The 18,788-nt window shown below is 71.1% G+C and carries 13 protein-coding genes and 1 rRNA gene (1 of these 14 cut by a window edge); 6 read left to right on the plus strand and 8 right to left on the minus strand.

Annotated elements, in window-relative coordinates; genetic code table 11:
- Positions 1–10 precede the first annotated feature (10 nt).
- Together AOK22_RS25120 and AOK22_RS25125 are read left to right on the plus strand one after the other, a co-directional pair.
- Positions 11–3,700, plus strand: coding sequence for a hydantoinase B/oxoprolinase family protein (locus AOK22_RS25120; protein ID WP_055700985.1), 3,690 nt, complete (start codon positions 11–13; stop codon positions 3,698–3,700).
- On the plus strand, positions 3,681–4,286 hold the full coding sequence (locus AOK22_RS25125; RefSeq protein ID WP_055700986.1) for a GTP-binding protein: 606 nt from the start codon (positions 3,681–3,683) through the stop codon (positions 4,284–4,286). Before AOK22_RS25120 ends, AOK22_RS25125 begins: the two co-directional genes overlap by 20 nt.
- 85 nt (positions 4,287–4,371) lie before the next feature.
- Here the strand turns inward: AOK22_RS25125 and glpK are convergent, their stop codons facing one another.
- The 5 genes from glpK to AOK22_RS25150 form a co-directional block, all read right to left on the minus strand.
- Positions 4,372–5,892, minus strand: coding sequence for a glycerol kinase GlpK (gene glpK / locus AOK22_RS25130; protein ID WP_055700987.1), 1,521 nt, complete (start codon positions 5,890–5,892; stop codon positions 4,372–4,374).
- A gap of 22 nt (positions 5,893–5,914) precedes the next feature.
- Positions 5,915–6,670, minus strand: coding sequence for an MIP/aquaporin family protein (locus tag AOK22_RS25135; protein ID WP_055700988.1), 756 nt, complete (start codon positions 6,668–6,670; stop codon positions 5,915–5,917).
- A 364-nt stretch (positions 6,671–7,034) separates the two neighbouring features.
- On the minus strand, positions 7,035–8,225 hold the full coding sequence (locus tag AOK22_RS25140; RefSeq protein WP_055700989.1) for a lipid-transfer protein: 1,191 nt from the start codon (positions 8,223–8,225) through the stop codon (positions 7,035–7,037).
- A complete protein-coding gene (locus tag AOK22_RS25145) occupies positions 8,222–8,668 on the minus strand; it encodes a Zn-ribbon domain-containing OB-fold protein (RefSeq protein WP_055700990.1) in 447 nt (148 codons plus the stop codon). The genes AOK22_RS25140 and AOK22_RS25145 overlap by 4 nt, the downstream gene beginning before the upstream one ends.
- Before the next feature lie 90 nt (positions 8,669–8,758).
- On the minus strand, positions 8,759–9,574 hold the full coding sequence (locus AOK22_RS25150; protein ID WP_055700991.1) for a M15 family metallopeptidase: 816 nt from the start codon (positions 9,572–9,574) through the stop codon (positions 8,759–8,761).
- Positions 9,575–9,647: 73 nt separating this feature from the next.
- Here AOK22_RS25150 and AOK22_RS25155 point away from each other — a divergent pair, with 73 nt between their 5' ends.
- The gene (locus AOK22_RS25155; protein WP_055700992.1) at positions 9,648–10,178 is read left to right on the plus strand and encodes an NUDIX domain-containing protein; all 531 of its coding nucleotides are present in this window, start codon (positions 9,648–9,650) and stop codon (positions 10,176–10,178) included.
- Positions 10,179–10,261: 83 nt separating this feature from the next.
- Here the strand turns inward: AOK22_RS25155 and AOK22_RS25160 are convergent, their stop codons facing one another.
- A complete protein-coding gene (locus AOK22_RS25160; RefSeq protein ID WP_055701002.1) occupies positions 10,262–12,625 on the minus strand; it encodes a glycoside hydrolase family 31 protein in 2,364 nt (787 codons plus the stop codon).
- A gap of 215 nt (positions 12,626–12,840) precedes the next feature.
- Between AOK22_RS25160 and AOK22_RS25165 the strand changes: the two genes are divergently transcribed.
- Complete coding sequence (locus AOK22_RS25165) at positions 12,841–14,826, plus strand: acetoacetate--CoA ligase (RefSeq protein ID WP_055700993.1); 1,986 nt, start codon at positions 12,841–12,843, stop codon at positions 14,824–14,826.
- An 88-nt stretch (positions 14,827–14,914) separates the two neighbouring features.
- Complete coding sequence (locus AOK22_RS25170) at positions 14,915–15,808, plus strand: hypothetical protein (protein WP_055700994.1); 894 nt, start codon at positions 14,915–14,917, stop codon at positions 15,806–15,808.
- A 62-nt stretch (positions 15,809–15,870) separates the two neighbouring features.
- Here AOK22_RS25170 and ptsP read toward each other — a convergent pair whose 3' ends face one another.
- Positions 15,871–17,541, minus strand: coding sequence for a phosphoenolpyruvate--protein phosphotransferase (gene ptsP, locus AOK22_RS25175; RefSeq protein ID WP_055700995.1), 1,671 nt, complete (start codon positions 17,539–17,541; stop codon positions 15,871–15,873).
- Positions 17,542–17,618: 77 nt separating this feature from the next.
- A complete protein-coding gene (locus tag AOK22_RS25180; RefSeq protein ID WP_055700996.1) occupies positions 17,619–18,068 on the minus strand; it encodes a PTS sugar transporter subunit IIA in 450 nt (149 codons plus the stop codon).
- 674 nt (positions 18,069–18,742) lie between these two features.
- Between AOK22_RS25180 and AOK22_RS25185 the strand changes: the two genes are divergently transcribed.
- A 16S ribosomal RNA gene (locus tag AOK22_RS25185) occupies positions 18,743–18,788 on the plus strand (it continues 1,479 nt past the right edge of the window).

The raw sequence follows: 18,788 nt of genomic DNA on the forward strand, positions 1-18,788 counted from the left end.
GAGTGAGAACGTGACTGGCTGGCAGTTCTGGGTCGACAGGGGCGGCACCTTCACCGACATCGTCGCGCGGCACCCGGACGGCCGGCTCCTCACGCACAAACTCCTCTCCGACAACCCGGCCCGCTACCGCGACGCGGCGGTCGCGGGCATCCGGGAGATCCTTTCCTGCGCGGGCTCCGATGGGGGAGCGGCGTCCGGCACGGGGACGGGGGCGGGCGGCGCCGTGGCCGGCGCGTCCGTCGACGCCGTCCGCATGGGCACCACCGTCGCCACCAACGCCCTCCTGGAGCGCAAGGGCGAACCCACCGCCCTGGTCGTCACCCGCGGCTTCCGCGACGCCCTGCGCATCGCCTACCAGAACCGCCCCCGGATCTTCGCCCGCGAGATCGTGCTCCCCGAACTCCTCTACGACCGGGTCATCGAGGTCGACGAGCGCGTGACCGCCGACGGCGACGTGCTGAGCCCGCCCGACCTGGAGGCGCTCGCGGGGCCGCTGCGCGAGGCGTACGACGACGGCATCCGCGCCGTGGCGGTCGTCTGCATGCACAGCCATCTGTACCCCGCGCACGAACGGGCCATCGGTGAACTCGCCGTCCGCACGGGCTTCCCGCAGGTCTCGCTCTCCAGCGAGGTCAGCCCCCTGATGAAGCTCGTCCCGCGCGGCGACACGGCGGTCGTCGACGCGTATCTGTCACCGGTCCTGCGCCGGTACGTGCGGCACATCGCCGACGCATTACGCGGCGTACGGCTGATGTTCATGCAGTCGAACGGCGGGCTCACCGAGGCGGGCCGGTTCCGCGGCAAGGACGCGATCCTGTCCGGACCCGCGGGCGGCATCGTGGGCATGGCCCGCATGTCGCGCCTGGCGGGCTTCGACCGTGTCATCGGCTTCGACATGGGCGGCACGTCCACGGACGTCTCGCACTACGCGGGCGAGTACGAGCGGGTCTTCACCACACAGATCGCCGGGGTACGGCTGCGTGCCCCGATGCTCGACATCCACACCGTCGCCGCGGGCGGCGGCTCCGTGCTCCACTTCGACGGCAGCCGCTACCGCGTGGGCCCCGACTCGGCGGGCGCCGACCCCGGCCCGGCGAGCTACCGCAAGGGCGGCCCGCTGACCGTCACCGACGCGAACGTCGCGCTCGGGCGGGTCCAGCCCGCCCACTTCCCGCAGGTGTTCGGCCCCGCGGGCGACGAGCCCCTCGACGCCGCGCTCGTACGCGACCGCTTCACCGAGCTGGCCCGTGAGATCCACGCGGCGACGGGCGACGACCGCACGCCCGAGCAGGTCGCCGAGGGCTATCTGCGGATCGCGGTGGCCAACATCGCGGGCGCGATCAAGCGCATCTCGGTGCAGCAGGGCCACGACGTCACCCGCTACGCCCTGACCACCTTCGGCGGCGCCGGCGGCCAGCACGCGTGCATGGTCGCCGACTCGCTCGGCATCCGCACCGTCCTGGTGCCCCCGATGGCCGGGGTGCTCTCCGCCCTCGGCATCGGCCTCGCCGACACCACGGCGATGCGCGAACAGTCCGTGGAGGCGCCCCTGGAGGCGTCGTCGATGCCTCGCGTCCTCCAGGTGGCCGACGACCTGGCGGCCGCCGCGCGCGCCGAACTCCTCGCCGAGGACGTGCCGGCCGACCGCGTCCACGTCACCCGCCGCGCCCAGCTGCGCTACGACGGCACGGACACCACGCTGACCGTCGAGCTCACGGACCCGGCCGCCATGAGCCGCGCCTTCGAGGACCGCCACCGCGCCACCTACTCCTTCACCCTGGACCGCCCCGTCGTCGTCGAGGCCCTCTCCGTGGAGGCCACCGGACTCACCGAGCCGCCCGACCTCTCCGCCCTCGCGGGCCGGGTGGCGGCGGGCACCCCGCAGCAGGTCCGCCTGCACACGGGCGGCGCCTGGCGCGACGTACCCCTGCGGCGCCGTGAGGAACTGCCGCCCGGCCGGACCGTCACCGGACCCGCGATCATCGCCGAGGCCGGCGCGACGACCGTCGTGGACAAGGGCTGGCAGGCGGCGACGACCGAGACGGGCCATCTGGTCATGGAACGCGTGGCGGAGCCGGTGGGTTCCACCGCGGGCACCGCCGCCGACCCCGTCCTCCTGGAAGTCTTCAACAACCTCTTCATGTCCATCGCCGAACAGATGGGCGCTCGCCTGGAGTCCACGGCCCAGTCGGTGAACATCAAGGAGCGGCTCGACTTCTCCTGCGCGCTCTTCGACCCCGACGGCAACCTCGTCGCCAACGCCCCGCACATCCCGGTCCACCTCGGCTCGATGGGCACCAGCGTGAAGGAGGTCATCGAGCGCCGCGGCAGCACCATGCGCCCCGGTGACACCTACGCCGTCAACGACCCGTACCACGGCGGCACGCACCTGCCCGACGTCACCGTCATCACGCCCGTCTTCGACCGGCCGGGGGAGCACGGCACTTCGGAGCAGCGGATCCTCTTCTACGTCGCCTCGCGCGGCCACCACGCCGAGATCGGCGGCATCGCCCCCGGCTCCATGCCCGCCGCGAGCCGCACCATCGACGAAGAGGGCATCCTCTTCGACAACTGGCTTCTTGTAGAAGAGGGCCGCCTCCGCGAGGAGGAGACCCGGAGCCTGCTCACCGACGCGCCCCACCCCTCGCGCAACCCGGACACCAACCTCGCCGACCTGCGCGCGCAGATCGCCGCCAACCAGAAGGGCGTCGACGAAGTCGCCCGGATGATCGACAACTTCGGCCTCGACGTCGTCCAGGCGTACATGAAGCACGTCCAGGACAACGCCGAGGAGTCCGTACGGCGCGTCATCGACGTCCTCGAAGACGGTGAGTTCGCCTATCAAACCGACTCGGGCGCCACCATCCACGTCCGCGTCACCGTGGACCGGCGCGAGCGCACCGCGACCGTCGACTTCACCGGCACCTCACCCCAGCTCGCCACGAACTTCAACGCCCCCTTCGCGGTGGTCAACGCCGCCGTCCTGTACGTCTTCCGCACCCTCGTGGACGACGACATCCCGCTCAACGACGGCTGCCTGCGCCCCCTGCGCATCATCGTGCCGCCCGGTTCCCTGCTCGCCCCCGAGCCGCCCGCGGCCGTCGTCGCCGGGAACGTGGAGACCTCACAGGCCATCACGGGCGCGCTGTACGCCGCTCTGGGCGTCCAGGCCGAGGGCTCCGGCACGATGAACAACGTCACCTTCGGCAACGACAGCCATCAGTACTACGAGACGGTGGCCTCCGGATCCGGGGCGGGCGACGGCTTCGACGGCGCGCCGGCCGTCCAGACCCACATGACGAACTCGCGGCTCACCGACCCCGAAGTCCTGGAGTGGCGGCTGCCCGTCCTCCTGGAGGAGTTCGCGGTCCGGCCGGGCAGCGGCGGCAGCGGGAGGTGGCGCGGCGGGGACGGGGCCGTGCGCCGCATCCGCTTCCGCGAGCCGATGACGGTGTCCACCCTGTCGCAGCACCGCAGGGTCGCGCCGTACGGCATGGCGGGCGGCGCCACCGGCGCGCTCGGCGCCAACCGCGTGCTGCGCGCGGACGGCACCGTCCTGGAGCTCGGCGGCAGCGACAGCGCCGACCTGGGCCCCGGCGACGTACTCGTGATCGAAACCCCCGGCGGGGGCGGCTACGGACCGGCTCCGCGCGACACCACGGATCCAGGAGAAGTGAGCGATGATCTTCAGGCGTTCTGAGCGAGGCAAGGCACCCGTCGAGCCGGTGACGCTGAAGATCCTCGTGGCGGGCGGCTTCGGCGTCGGCAAGACGACGCTGGTCGGCGCGGTCAGCGAGATCAAGCCGCTGCGCACCGAGGAGACCCTCAGCGAGGCGGGCCGCCCCGTCGACGACACGAGCGGTGTGGCGGGCAAGCACACCACCACGGTCGCCATGGACTTCGGCCGCATCACGCTCCGCGAGGACCTGGTCCTCTACCTCTTCGGCACACCGGGCCAGGACCGCTTCTGGTTCCTCTGGGACGAGCTGGCCACCGGCGCGCTGGGCGCCGTCGTCCTCGCCGACACCCGCCGCCTGGAGGACTGCTTCGCCGCCGTCGACTACTTCGAGCGACGCTCCATACCCTTCGTGGTCGGCGTCAACTGCTTCGACGACGCCACCCGTTACCCGGCGGACACCGTACGCCAGGCACTCGACCTCGACTCCGAGGTCCCCGTGGTCCTCTGCGACGCCCGCGACCGCGAATCGGTCAAGGAGGTCCTCATCGACGTCGTCGAGCACGCGATGACCTCGGCGGCGGCCGCCAGGGAACCGGCGACCACGTGACCCCCGGGCGGCCCGCCGCCGGCCCGGGAGGCACCCCACGGCCCGTACCCCCGCCGACCGGGGTACGGGCCGCGGTCCGGCTCGGCTAGCCCTCTCCGTCCTCCAGCCAGCCGAAGCTCCGCTCCACCGCCTTGTGCCAGTTGTGGAACTCCCTCTCGCGCGTGTCCGCGTCCATCTGCGGCGACCACTCGACGTCCTGCTGCCAGTGCGCCTTGAGTTCGTCGAGGTCGTTCCACACGCCCGTCGCGAGCCCGGCCGCGTACGCCGCGCCCAGACAGGTCGTCTCGGAGACCTTCGGCCGGATCACCGGCACGCCCAGGACGTCTGCCTGGTGCTGCATCAGGAGGTTGTTCTTGGTCATGCCGCCGTCCACCTTGAGGGTGGTGATCCGCACCCCGGAGTCCTGGTACATGGCGTCCACGACCTCGCGGGTCTGCCAGCTGGTCGCCTCCAGGACCGCGCGCGCCAGGTGCGCCTTGGTGACGTACCGGGTCAGGCCCGTGACGACACCGCGCGCGTCGGAGCGCCAGTACGGCGCGAACAGGCCGGAGAACGCCGGCACGATGTACGCGCCGCCGTTGTCGTCCACACTCGCCGCGAGCGGTTCGATCTCGTCGGCGTTGCGGATGATGCCCAGCTGGTCGCGGAACCACTGCACCAGGGCGCCGGTGATCGCGATGGATCCCTCAAGGCAGTACACGGGTGCCTCGGAGCCGATCTTGTAGCCCATCGTCGTGAGCAGACCGCTCTTCGAGGGGACCGGCCGGTTACCGGTGTTGAGCAGCAGGAAGCTGCCCGTGCCGTAGGTGTTCTTGGCCGTGCCCGTGTCGTAGCAGGCCTGCCCGAAGACAGCCGCCTGCTGGTCGCCGAGCGCGGAGGCGACGGGCACTCCGGAGAGCTGCCCCACGGCCGTGCCGTACACCTCGGCCGACGACCTGATCTCCGGCAGCAGCGCCTCCGGCACGTTCATCGCGGACAGGATCGAGGCGTCCCACTGGAGCGTCTCCAGGTTCATCAGCATGGTGCGGCCCGCGTTGGTGACGTCGGTGACGTGCCGGCCGCCGTCGGTGCCGCCCGTGAGGTTCCAGATCAGCCAGGAGTCGATGGTGCCGAAGGCGATCTCGCCCCGCTCGGCGCGGGCCCTGAGCCCGGGGACGTTGTCGAGCAGCCAGGCCGCCTTGGGCCCGGAGAAGTAGCTCGCCAGCGGCAGTCCTGTCTGCTCGCGGAAACGGTCCTGCCCGTCCGCGCCGCCCAGTTCGTTGCACAGGCCCGCGGTACGGGTGTCCTGCCAGACGATCGCGTTGTGCACGGGTTTGCCCGTGGCGCGGTCCCACAGGACCGTGGTCTCGCGCTGGTTGGTGATGCCCAGGGCGCTCAGCTGGTCGGCGCGGAGCCCGGCCTTGGCGAGCGCCCCCGCGACCACCGCCTGCACCTTGGACCAGATCTCCGTGGCGTCGTGCTCCACCCAGCCGGGCTTGGGGAAGATCTGGCGGTGCTCGCGCTGGTCCACGGCGACGATCGCGCCGTCCTGGTTGAAGATGATGCAGCGGCTGGACGTCGTGCCCTGGTCGATTGCGGCGACGAATTTCTCGGAGCTGTCCGGCATGGCTACCCCTAGATGAGACGACTCAGAAGGCTGCGTTGTAGATGAGCCCCGCGAGGGCTCCGCCGATCAGCGGTCCGGCGACCGGAATCCAGGCGTAGCTCCAGTCGGACGTGCCCTTGTTGGGGATCGGCAGGAACGTGTGCACGAGGCGCGGACCGAGGTCGCGCGCCGGGTTGATGGCATAGCCCGTGGGCCCGCCCAGGGAGAGGCCGATGCCGACGACCAGGAAGGCCACGATCAGCGTCTGCGTGCCGGACTCGCCGAGCCCCTTGGTGAGTCCGAAGGCGAGGATCGGCAGCACCAGCGCGACCGTGGCGATCGCCTCGGTGATGAGGTTGGCGACCGGGTTCCGGATCTCGGGGATGGTCGAGAAGATCCCGAGCGTCGGCGTCGGCTGGTGCACGCCCTCCGAGTCGCCCTTCGCGCCCCGCGTGACATTGGCGTTGAACTGCGCGAGATACACCAGGTACGCGAGGACGGCGCCGAGCATCGCGCCCACCATCTGCCCGAGCAGATAGATCCAGACCTTGTCCCATTTCCCGGTGTCGATGGCGATGCCCAGCGTCACGGCGGGGTTGAGATGACCGCCGGAGAGCGGACCTGCGGTGTAGGCCCCCGCGAGCACACCGAAGCCCCACCCGAAGGCGATGACGACCCACCCGGAGGCCTTCGCCTTCGAATGGCTGAGAGTGACGGCGGCACACACGCCGGCGCCGAGCAGAATCAGGATCGCGGTGCCGATGACCTCACCGACGAAGATGTCCCCATTCGAGTACATGGCGGCTCCTAGGCCTTCGCCCGGGGCGGTGCGCCCCGGCTACTCCGTGAAGGGTGCGTTTCCCACGACTACTGCCTGAATACGCCCGGCTGCTTCAACCGGAGGCAGGGAGTCTCCCGCGCCCCGCCCGGCGTCCATGACGAGCGTGCCGTCGCAGTCGAATCGCCCCTGGGGGATGCCCCGTCGAGCAGGCCTTTCGTGCCGTCCCATGGCGCGCGCAGGGGCCCTGGGCGCCGTGGAGCCAACGGTGCAAAGACGCCGACTGACACCCGGAAGTGTTCACCGATGGTGATGGAGCGTCAAGGTCGCGGACGGCAACGGTTATCCGGTGGGAGCGCTTCCTCCCGGAGGGTCCGTGAGGGGCTCAGCGGACCGCCACGACCGACGAACCGTGCCCGAACAGCCCCTGGTTCGCCGTGATCCCCACACGTGCCCCATCGATCTGGCGCGCCCCCGCCGTCCCCCTCAACTGCCAGGTCAGTTCGCAGACTTGGGCGATGGCCTGGGCGGGCACGGCCTCTCCGAAGGAGGCGAGTCCGCCACTGGCGTTCACCGGTATCCGCCCGCCCGGCGTGGTCGCGCCCTCGCGCAGCAGCTTGGCGCCCTCGCCCTCGCCGCAGAAGGCCAGGTCCTCGTACCACTGCAGTTCCAGGGCGGTGGACAGGTCGTACACCTCCGCCAGGGACACGTCCTCGGGGCCGATGCCCGCTTCCTCGTACGCCGCTCGCGCGATGGACGCGCGGAACGTCGTGTCGGCCGGGGGGATGGCCGCCGCCGAGTCCGTGGCGATGTCCGGCAGGTCGAGCGCCGTGGCCGGATAGGTCGGCGTGACGGTGGACACCGCGCGGATGCGCACCGGGTCCGGCGCTCCGTGGCGGCGCGCGAAGTCCATGCTGGAGAGCACCAGGGCCGCGGCGCCGTCCGAGGTGGCGCAGATGTCGAGCAGCCGCAGCGGGTCGGCCACGACCGCCGATGCGGCGACCTCCTCGGCGGTGACGGTCTTGCGGTAGCGCGCGTTCGCGTTCAGCGCTCCCGCTGCCGCGTTCTTCACCTTGACCTGGGCGAAGTCCTCCAGGGTGTCGCCGTGCACGGCCATGCGGCGGCGGGCGTAGAGCCCGAAGTACGCGGGGTTGGTCGCCCCGAGGACGCGGAACCGCAGCCAGTCCGGGTCGTCGTGCCGATCCCCGCCGGCGGGCCGGAAGAAGCCCTTGGGGGCGGCGTCGGCGCCGACCACGAGGACGACGTCGGCCATGCCCGCGAGGATCTGCGTACGCGCCGTCCCGATGGCCTGGGCGCCGGACGCGCACGCCGCGTACACGCTCGCCACCCGCGCGCCCTGCCAGCCCAGCGCCTTGGCGAACGTGCCCCCGGCCACGTACCCGGGATAGCCGCCCCGGACCGTGTCCGCGCCGACGATCGAGCCGACCTCGCGCCAGTCGACACCGGCGTCCGCGAGTGCGGTGCGCGCCGCCACCACGCCGTACTCCACGAAGCTGCGGCCCCACTTCCCCCAGGGGTGCATGCCCGCGCCCAGCACCGCCACCTCGCCGCTCATGCGCTCACCCCCACGGGACGCCAGTGCCAGGTCGTCCAGGTCGTCTCGTCGTCCTCGTTCAGCACCCCGGGGACGACCTCCACCTCCATGCCGACCTCCAGGTCGGCGACGGAGACCCCCGGAACCGACTGGCCGAGCACCACCATCCGCTCCGCCGCCAGCTCCACAGCGATCAACGTGTAGGGCTGCCAGGGAAGTTCCGGGTCGGACACATACGGCGCGGGCGGTCGATAGCGCCCGTCGGTGTACGACCAGACGCGCCCGCGCCGCGACAGCGGCACCTCGACCAGCTCCCCGCCGCCGCAGCCGGGATTGCGGCAGAACGCGTCCTCGCGGGGGAAGAAGACCGCGGCGCACGCCGAGCAGCGCGTGCCCAGCAGCCGGAAGTCCTCACCCTCCCCGGCGAACCAATCGGCCACTACGGGTGTGCGCGTACGCGACAAGGCTCCTCCAGGCACTGGATCTGACGGAACGTCAGAAGTGTGCCATGGGCAACCGGATTTCGTCAGGGGGTGGTCACGACCACCGCCCCGTCAGTGACCGCCGTGCGACGTCAGCGACCTCCGTGAGACCGGGAAGTCGAAGTACGTGTCCGGGAACAGCTCCGGCTTGTGCGTGAAGTGCCACCACTCCTCGGGAAGATTGACGAACCCCTCCTTGGCGAGCACGTTCCTCAACAGGTCCCGGTTGGCCCGCTGCACTCCCGTCACCCGGGGATCGTCCGTGTGCGCCAGGGTGTCGAAGCAGTCGAACCCCGTCCCCATGTCCACGGTGTTGTCGGGGAAACGCGCGCTCTGCGGCCCGAAACACGGCGTGAGCGGCTCTCCGGGTACGTACGGACGCGTCGGCACGGCCGGCAGCCGCACCACCGTCAAGTCCACCGTCGATCCCCGGCTGTGCCCGGACTTCTCCGCGATGTACCCGTCCTCGAACAGCCGCGACTTGTCGACACGGGGATAGAACTCGCCCTTCATGCGCTCGTCGCCCAGGTCCTCGGCCCAGCGCACGAAGTGGTTCACGGCCCGCTGCGGGCGGTAGCAGTCGTACACCTTCAGGGAGTAGCCCTTGCGCAGCAGCGCGCGCTGCGCCTTGTGCAGCGCCTTGGCGGCGGGTCCGGTGAGGACGCACATCGGCTTCTTGTAGCCGTCGATCCGCTCACCCACGAAGTTGTGCGGCGTGAAGTAACGCATCTCCTGGATGATCGTCGGGTCGACGTCCCGCAGCGCCACGAACTCCTTCGGAGCCTTCGGCTCGGGCTTCGCGTGCGCGGGGGAGGGGGCGGCGGCCACGGCCAGCAGGGCGGCGGCGCCTACGGCGAGATTCCGCAGGGCGGGGACAAGTCCTGTCATGTTCCCTGCGTCTATCAGGATCACGGCCGCCCGCGAAAGACCGACGCGTCGACGATCGGATACAGTCCGCGGCGTGTCCGCATCCCCACATCCCACCAACTCCGTTCCTGGCTCCCACTGTTCGAGCTGTGGAGCGCCGTACGAAGGCCGGCCGTCCGCCTGGCCCCGCACCTGCGCCGTCTGTGACGCCGTCGCCTACCGCAATCCGCTGCCCGTGGCGATCGCCCTCCAGCCCGTGTACGACACACAGGGCACCGGCCTGGTCGTCATCACCCGCACCATCGCCCCCGCGCGCGGGGGCGTCGCCCTGCCCGGCGGGTTCATCGACGACAGGGAGGACTGGCGCGACGCCGTCGTCCGCGAACTCAAGGAAGAGACCGGCATCTGCGCGCAGAGCCGCGACGTCCGCCTGGCCGACGCCATGAGCGCCCCCGACGGCTACCTGCTGCTCTTCGGCCTCCTGCCCGAACGCCCGGCCGCCGACCTGCCGCCCTCCGAACCCACGGACGAGACCGAAGGCCGGCACACCCTGCGCCGCCCGGAGGAACTCGCCTTCCCGCTCCACACAGTGGCGGCACGCGCGTGGTTCGAGGGCCGCTACTGACCACGCCCGCTCGGCCCGGGACCACCCCTGATCCCGTTGTCCCCGCCCGGGACCACCGCTGACCTCGACCGCGTCACCCGAGGTCACCGCCGGTCCCGACCGTCCAACCCCCTCACCCGCACCGGGCGCCCCGGTGCGGGCCCGTCCTCGCCGTCCCGCTCGACGACCACGCGCCCCTCGCTCCACCGCGTCGTGTACCGCTCCAGCGCGGCCTCCTCCCACCCGTCCCCGGCGTCGGCGATCACGAGACCGCCCCCGGTACGCCCCTCACCGGGAGCCCACGCCTCCAGCTCGATGCCCCCGTCGTGTCCCCTGACGGGCAGCACGGCGCCCGCCCGCGCCAGCACCGGGACCCGCGACAGCGGAGCGTCCAGCAGGACCTTCCCGGCCCCCATGTACGCCTTCCCGGTCGCCGTGTCGTACCAGCGCCCCGGCGGCAGCCGCACCGACCGCCGCACCGCACCGCTCTCCAGGACCGGAGCCACCAACAAGGCGTCCCCGAGCAGGAACGCATCCTCACAGTCCCGCAGCGCACGGTCCTCCGGACTGCCCCACCACAAAGGACGCACATACGGAGCGCCCGTACGCCGCGCGAGATGCGCGAGCGTCACGAAGTACGGCAGCAGCCGCCTGCGCTCCAAGAGCGCCCCGCGCGCGTGCTCCAGCACCTCGTCACCGAACTCCCAGGGCTCGCGCCGCCCCGCGTCGATCGCCGCATGCGTACGGAACAGCGGCAGATACGAGCCCAGTTGGAACCACCGCAGATACAGCTCCGGAGACGGACTGCCGTCGAACCCGCCCACATCGGGCCCCGAGTACGGCACCCCGCACAGCCCGAGGCCGAGCACCAGCGACAGAGACGCCCGCAACCCCGGCCAGCCCGTGGACACATCGCCGGACCACGTCCCTCCGTAGCGCTGCATTCCCGCCCACCCGGAACGCGAGAACAAGAAAGGCCGCTCCTCGGGGTGCAGCTCACGCAGCCCCTCGTATCCGGCACGGGCCATCCCCAGGCCGTACACGTTGTGCGCCTCCCGGTGGTCCCCACCGCGCCCCTCCAGGGAGTGCCGCGCCGAACGCGGCAGCGTCGCCTCCCCGAACGTCGCGAACGACACCGGCTCGTTCATGTCGTGCCAGAACCCCGCGAACCCCTGGTCGAGCCGCTCCTCGTACAGCCGGCCCCACCACTCCCGCGCGCGTGGGTCGGTGAAATCCGGATACACCGCCTCACCGGGCCACACGACACCGCGCACCGCCCGCCCCGCCGAGTCCCGCACGAACGCGTCGGCCCGCGCCCCGCCGTCGTACACCTCGACGCCGGGAGCGGCCTTCACCGCCGGATCGACGATCGACACCAGCCGGATCCCGTCCCTGCGCAACTCGTCCGCGAACTGCGGCAGCTTGGGGAAGCGCTCCTTGTCGACGGTGAACACCTGATGCGCCTCATAGTGATCGATGTCCAGATGCACGGCGTCCAGGGGCAGCCCGCGCTCCTGATAGCCCGCGACGATCCGCCGCACCTCCTGCTCGCTGCCGAAGCCCCACCGCGCGTGATGGTGGCCCAGCGCCCACGACGGCGGCAGCGCCGGCGGGCCCGTCAGCGACGCCCAGGTGTGCAGCACGCGCGCGGGAGTACCCACCATCGCCCAGCACCGCAGCGGACCGCCGTCCATCCGCACCTCGCACGAACCCGGCCGGTCGTGCCCGGACCCCGCACCCTCCTCGCCCTCGTGCACCCGGACCGAGCCCTCCCACGAGTTGTCGTGGAAGACCAGGTGCGCGCCCACGTCGGCCACCACCATCTGCACCGGCATCGTGATGTACAGCGGATCGTCCCCCGGCCCGAAGGACCCACCCGGATCGGTGTTCCACAGCCGGTACGTCCCGTCCCGCAGCCGCGGCCCGCGCGACCGCCCGCCGAGACCGAAGAACCGCGCGTCCGCCGCCACCTCCGACCGCTGCACCCACCGCGCCCCGCCGCCCTCGACCGGCTCCCACCAACGCGGCGGCAGATCCCGGCGCAGCATCACACCGCCGGGCGTACGCAACTCGACGGCCCCGTACCGCGACACGACGACCGTCGCGCGCTCCGACACCACCCGCCAGCCGCCCTCCTTGTCGGGCTCCAGGACGGCCCGCGGATCCGGCTCGGGACTCCCGCACGACAACGCGTACGACGGCTCCGGCAACGCACCGTCCCAGCCCCAGAACACCGCTCCGCCGGCCGTCACCCGCACCCGCAGCTCCGACCGGGCGAACCGCACCACACCACCACCGGGCTCCGGCTCCACCCCCGTCACCGCACCGGGCACCCGCGCGCGCTCGGCCCCCCGAGGGGCCAGCCCCGTCGCGTCGGCCCGCCACCTGCGCCACGAGGAGCGCACTGTGCGCAACCCCTGCGCCGAGCCGACCGCCTTCACCGAACGCACCAGGTCACGACCGTTCATGCTGCTCACCCTGCCATCGAAGAAGCCGCACATGTGCTGCGTTCAACTGCCGTTCACCTGGGGCTACGGCACATGCCCACAGGGCCGAGTGTGTGGGGCACACCCTGGTGCGGAAGTCGATCACGTGGCATCGTCCCCTTCATCCGTGTTCACGCGCACACCCAGCCCGTGCGCACTCCACACGCATACGACGCGTACAGTCCGGGAGCCGCCCCATGACGTCCTCAGCGAACCCTGCGCCGCTCTGGCAGCCGAGCCCGGAGAGGATCGCGGACGCGCAGGTCACGCGGTTCCAGGCCTGGGCGGCCGAGCACTACGGAGCGCCGGCCGACGGCGGCTACGAAGCGCTGCACCGCTGGTCGGTCGCCGAGCTCGACACGTTCTGGAAGGCCGTCACCGACTGGTTCGACGTCCGCTTCACCACCCCCTACGCGCGCGTGCTGGGCGACCGCGCCATGCCGGGCGCCGCATGGTTCCCCGGAGCGACCCTCAACTACGCCGAGCACGCGCTGCGCGCCGCCGAGGACCCCACGCGCGCGGACACCCCCGCGCTCCTCCACGTCGACGAGAGCCACGACCCCCAGCCCGTCACCTGGGCCGAACTCCGCCGCCAGGTGGGCTCCCTGGCCGCGGAACTGCGCACGCTCGGCGTACGCCCCGGAGACCGCGTCAGCGGCTACCTCCCGAACATCCCGCAGGCCGTCGTCGCGCTCCTGGCCACCGCCGCCGTCGGCGCCGTCTGGACCTCCTGCGCCCCCGACTTCGGCGCCCGCAGCGTCCTGGACCGCTTCCAGCAGGTCGAGCCGGTCGTCCTGTTCACCGTCGACGGCTACCGCTACGGCGGAAAGGAACACGACCGCCGCGACACCGTCGCCGAACTCCGCTCCGAACTGCCGAGCCTGCGCGCGGTCGTCCACATCCCGCTCCTCGGAACCGAGGCCCCCGAAGGCGCCCTGGAATGGTCCGCCCTCACGGCGGCGGACGTGGCACCCACCTACGAGGCCGTGCCCTTCGACCACCCCCTGTGGGTGCTGTACTCCTCCGGCACTACCGGCCTGCCCAAGGCGATCGTCCAGTCCCAGGGCGGCATCCTCGTCGAACACCTCAAGCAGCTCGGCCTGCACTGCGACCTCGGCCCCGACGACCGCTTCTTCTGGTACACGTCGACCGGCTGGATGATGTGGAACTTCCTCGTCTCCGGCCTTCTGACGGGCACCACGATCGTCCTCTACGACGGCAGCCCCGGCTACCCCGACACCGGCGCCCAGTGGCGTATCGCCGAACGCACCGGAGCCACCCTCTTCGGCACCTCGGCCGCGTACGTCATGGCCTGCCGCAAGGCCGACGTCCACCCCGCCCGCGACTTCGACCTCTCCCGCGTCACCTGCGTCGCCACGACCGGCTCCCCGCTGCCCCCCGACGGCTTCCGCTGGCTGCACGACGAGTTCGCCGACACCCCCGGCGGCCTCTGGACGGCCTCGGTGAGCGGCGGCACGGACGTCTGCTCCTGCTTCGCGGGAGCCGTCCCCACCCTCCCCGTGCACATCGGTGAACTCCAGGCCCCCTGCCTGGGCACCGACCTCCAGGCCTGGGACCCCCAGGGCAAGCCGCTGACCGACGAGGTCGGCGAACTGGTCGTCACCAACCCCATGCCGTCCATGCCCATCCACTTCTGGAACGACCCGGACGGCACCCGCTACCACGACAGCTACTTCGACACCTACCCCGGCGTCTGGCGGCACGGCGACTGGATCACGCTCACCTCGCGCGGCTCGGTCGTCATCCACGGCCGCTCCGACTCCACGCTCAACCGCCAGGGCGTCAGGATGGGCTCGGCCGACATCTACGAAGCCGTCGAGCGCCTCCCCGAGATCCGCGAATCCCTCGTCATCGGCGTCGAACAGCCCGACGGCGGCTACTGGATGCCGCTCTTCGTCCACCTCGCCGAGGGCGCCACCCTCGACGACGGCCTGCGCGACCGCATCAAGCGGACGATCCGCGAACAGCTCTCGCCCCGCCACGTCCCCGACGAGGTCATCGAGGTCGCCGGCATCCCGCACACCCTCACCGGCAAGCGCATCGAGGTCCCCGTCAAGCGCCTCCTCCAGGGCACCCCCATGGACAAGGCGGTCAATCTGGGCTCGGTCGACAACCTCGACCTCCTCGGGTTCTACGAGGACCTGGCCCGCAAGCGCGCCTGATCCGCAGGCGTTCCCCCAGCTCAGCGGCCGTTGTCAGTGCTCGCAGTTACTGTGAGTGAGCATTGATGGACCGCACGCAGGGGGAATCATGGCGCACAGCAGCAACGACACGATGCGACGCGCACTGCGCCGCGAAGTCGCCGGGACCATCGGCCTGTTGGCCGACGAGGAGGACTTCGCGGCGATGCGCCGCTACCGCACCTTCACCTTCGACGACCACGCGACCTATCTCCAGCAGGTCGAGGCCCTGCTCAGAACACTCGCCTCCCAAGGCGGACACACCACCGTCGCGCTCTTCGACCCCGAGGAGTTCGCCGAGTACTGCGCCGAGACCGGCCTGGAACCGGACACCCCCGACAGCCGCACACGCTTCACCTCCCTACTCGCCTCGGACGGCCCCACCGTCCCGTACGAGGGCCAGCCCCTCACCGACCTCGTCCCCGACCTCGTCGACGAGGCGGTCCGCCGGGCCACCTGGGAGTACGCGACGGTGGTGCTCGCCCGCGCCGGCACCTGCGCGACCTGCGGCGAGGACATCGGACGCGCCGCGTTCGCCCGCGCCTCCGAACTGATCACCCGCGCCCTCGACACCTCCGGCCCCGGCACCCGGCACCTGGTGTGCAGCGTGCCCTCCGACGCCGACACCCTCCTCGCCGCCCTGCACGTCGAGGTCGACGGCGACGGCCGCGCCCGACTCGACGAGAGCGAAGCCCTGGAGTTCACCACCGTGCTCGCGGTCGGCATCGCCACCCACCGCGCGGCCGGCATGGTCCTGCGCTCCAGCGCCACCGGCACCCGTGACCGTGTCCACGGCTGGCGCATGAGCGGCGGACGGCTCCGCCCCCTCACCGCCGCGGAGGTCTTCGACGCGTACTGCACGGACGCCGTCTCAGGAGAACTGGTCGCCCCCGAATCAGGCGTCGACTACTGCGCGGCCCCCGACCTCGAACCCGACGAGCCCCAGGGAGGCCACACGCACTGAACGCCCGAGGGGCGTCCCACCGCATCGGTGGGACGCCCCTCGGGGACAACGAACCCGTACGGCTACTCGCCGGACAGCACCGCCTGAGCGGCCTTGCGGGCCTCCTCGGCCGTGTCCGCGGCACGCGCCGCGGAAGCGGCACGCTCGCACTGCGCCAGCGTGTACTTGCCGAGCGTCGCACGCACGTAAGGAATGGACGCCGCACCCATCGAGAGCGAGGTGACACCCAGACCGGTCAGCACACAGGCCAGCAGCGGATCCGACGCGGCCTCACCGCACACGCCACAGCTCTTGCCCTCGGCCTTCGCCGCCTCGGCGGACAGCGCGACCAGGTCGAGCAGCGCGGGCTGCCACGGGTCCTGCAGCCGGGAGACGGCGCCCACCTGACGGTCGGCGGCGAACGCGTACTGCGCCAGGTCATTGGTGCCCAGCGACAGGAACTCGACCTCCTGGAGGATCGAGCGCGCCCGCAGCGCGGCCGACGGGATCTCGACCATCGCGCCGAACTTCGCCTGCAGTCCGGCCTCACGGCACGCGTCCGCGAACGCCTTGGCGTCGGTGCGGTCCGCGACCATCGGAGCCATGACCTCGAGGTAGACGGGCAGACCCTCGGCGGCCTTGGCCAGCGCGGTCAGCTGCGTCCGCAGCACCTCCGGGTGGTCGAGCAGCGACCGCAGACCACGCACGCCCAGCGCCGGGTTCGGCTCGTCGGCGGGCGTCAGGAAGTCCAGCGGCTTGTCGGCACCAGCATCCAGCACACGCACGACGACACGGCCCTCGGGGAAGGCCTCGAGCACCTTGCGGTACGCCTCGACCTGCTTCTCCTCGGACGGTGCCTTCGTGCTGTCGTCCAGGAAGAGGAACTCGGTGCGGAACAGACCGACACCCTCGGCACCCGCCTCGACGGCCGCCGGCACATCGGCGGGGCCGCCGACGTTGGCGAGCAGCGGCACCTTGTGGCCGTCGGACGTGGCGCCCGGACCGGTCGACGCGGCGAGCGCGGCCTTGCGCTCGGCGGCGGCGGCCTCGAGCTGCTCCCGCTTCTCCGTGCTCGGGTCCACGAAGATCTCACCGGTGCTGCCGTCGACGGCGACGACCGTGCCCTCGGCGAGCTCACCGGCACCCGGCAGCGCGACGACGGCCGGCACCCCGAGCGCACGCGCGAGAATCGCGCTGTGGCTGGTGGGCCCGCCCTCTTCGGTGACGAAGCCGAGCACCAGAGCCGGGTCGAGCAGCGCGGTGTCCGCGGGCGCGAGGTCACGCGCGATCAGTACGTACGGCTGGTCGCTGTCCGGCACACCCGGCATCGGAACGCCCAGCAGCCGCGCGACGATACGGTTCCGCACGTCGTCGAGGTCCGCCACACGACCGGCCATGTACTCACCGGCACCGGCCAGCAGTTCGCGGTAGTGGGAGAACGCGTCATAGACGGCGCGCTCGGCCGTGCTGCCGACCGTGACACGACGGTCGACGTCGGACATGAGCTCCGGGTCCTGGGCGATCATGGCCTGCGCCTCGAGCACCGCCTGGGCCTCGCCACCGGCCAGATTGCCGCGCGCAATCAGGTCGGCCGCCACAGCTTCCACGGCCTGGCGAGCGCGCCCCTGTTCGCGCTCGGCCTCCTCCGCGGGAATCTGCTTGGCCGGCGGCTCGAGCACCGCCGTCCCCATGTGCCGAACCTCGCCGATCGCCACACCGTGGCTCACGCCGACGCCTCGCAGCGTTGTCTCCATTTCACCCGTCTCCGATAGTGCGACGGGCCCAGCCGCCGCGGTGGTTGTCCTGCCTGCCGTCAGCGACGGCGATGACGTCACTGCCAGCTGAACAGTGCGTCGCCGGCCTTCACGTCGCCGGCCTCGACGAGGTCGGAGAGGGACTCGGCGGTCGCCTCGAGCGCCACGATGGGGCACACCGGGGACTTGCCGGCGGCCTCGACGGCGGCCGGGTTCCAGCGCACGACGGCCTGCCCGCGCTGTACGGTGTCGCCCTTGTTGACGAGCAGCTCGAAGCCCTCGCCGTTGAGCTGAACGGTGTCGATGCCGAGGTGCGTCAGCACGCCGTGACCCTGGTCGTCGACCACCACGAAGGCGTGGGGGTGCAGAGAGACGACGATGCCGTCCACGGGAGAGACGGCCTCGGAGGCCTCGCGCACGGGATCGATGGCCGTGCCAGGCCCGACCATCGCGCCGGAGAACACGGGATCGGGTACAGCAGAGAGCCCAATGGCGCGTCCTGCGAGCGGGGACGAAACGCTGGTCATGGCAAGCCTCCCAGGGGGTGGAGATTCAGGGGCGCCGTCACTACCTGTCCTGGACGGCGCACTGTTCAGAAGGGTAAGTCATAAGAAGTCCCGGTTCCGCATGAGAGGTCCCGGTTGGCGGACGTAGAGACAGTGCACAAACGATTTGCGCCCGGCCGGGACCCGATGTAGAGTCGGTCTTCCGCTTGAGGCCGTGGGACGCGGTACAGCGTCCGGTCTTCGGCGGCATCCTTCAGATCAGATCCTATCTCTGGGTCCGGTTCCGCATGTCTGCGGTGACTGTGGTCAGAGAGTCGAATGAGACCTGATAAAGTCGGAGCAGCCGAAAGGCAAAGGCCCTCCAACGGCCACCGGAAATGAAATCCGAACCGGGAACGGAACGGAAAACGGATCTGGTAAGGTTGGAAACACGAAATACCGAAGGGAAGCGCCCGGAGGAAAGCCCGAGAGGGTGAGTACAAAGGAAGCGTCCGTTCCTTGAGAACTCAACAGCGTGCCAAAAGTCAACGCCAGATATGTTGATACCCCGACTCACTTCGGTGAGTTGAGGTTCCTTTGAAAAAGTCCTGTACGGCATGACCGTGCAGGCAGCACAGCGAGGACGCTGTGAACCGGGAGATTATTCCTCTCCTTGGTTCCGCTCTCGTGTGTGTCGTCCCGATTACGGGAAAACATTCACGGAGAGTTTGATCCTGGCTCAGGACGAACGCTGGCGGCGTG

The sequence above is a fragment of the Streptomyces silaceus genome (assembly GCF_001419745.1).
GTDB classification, from domain to species: Bacteria; Actinomycetota; Actinomycetes; order Streptomycetales; family Streptomycetaceae; genus Streptomyces; species Streptomyces silaceus.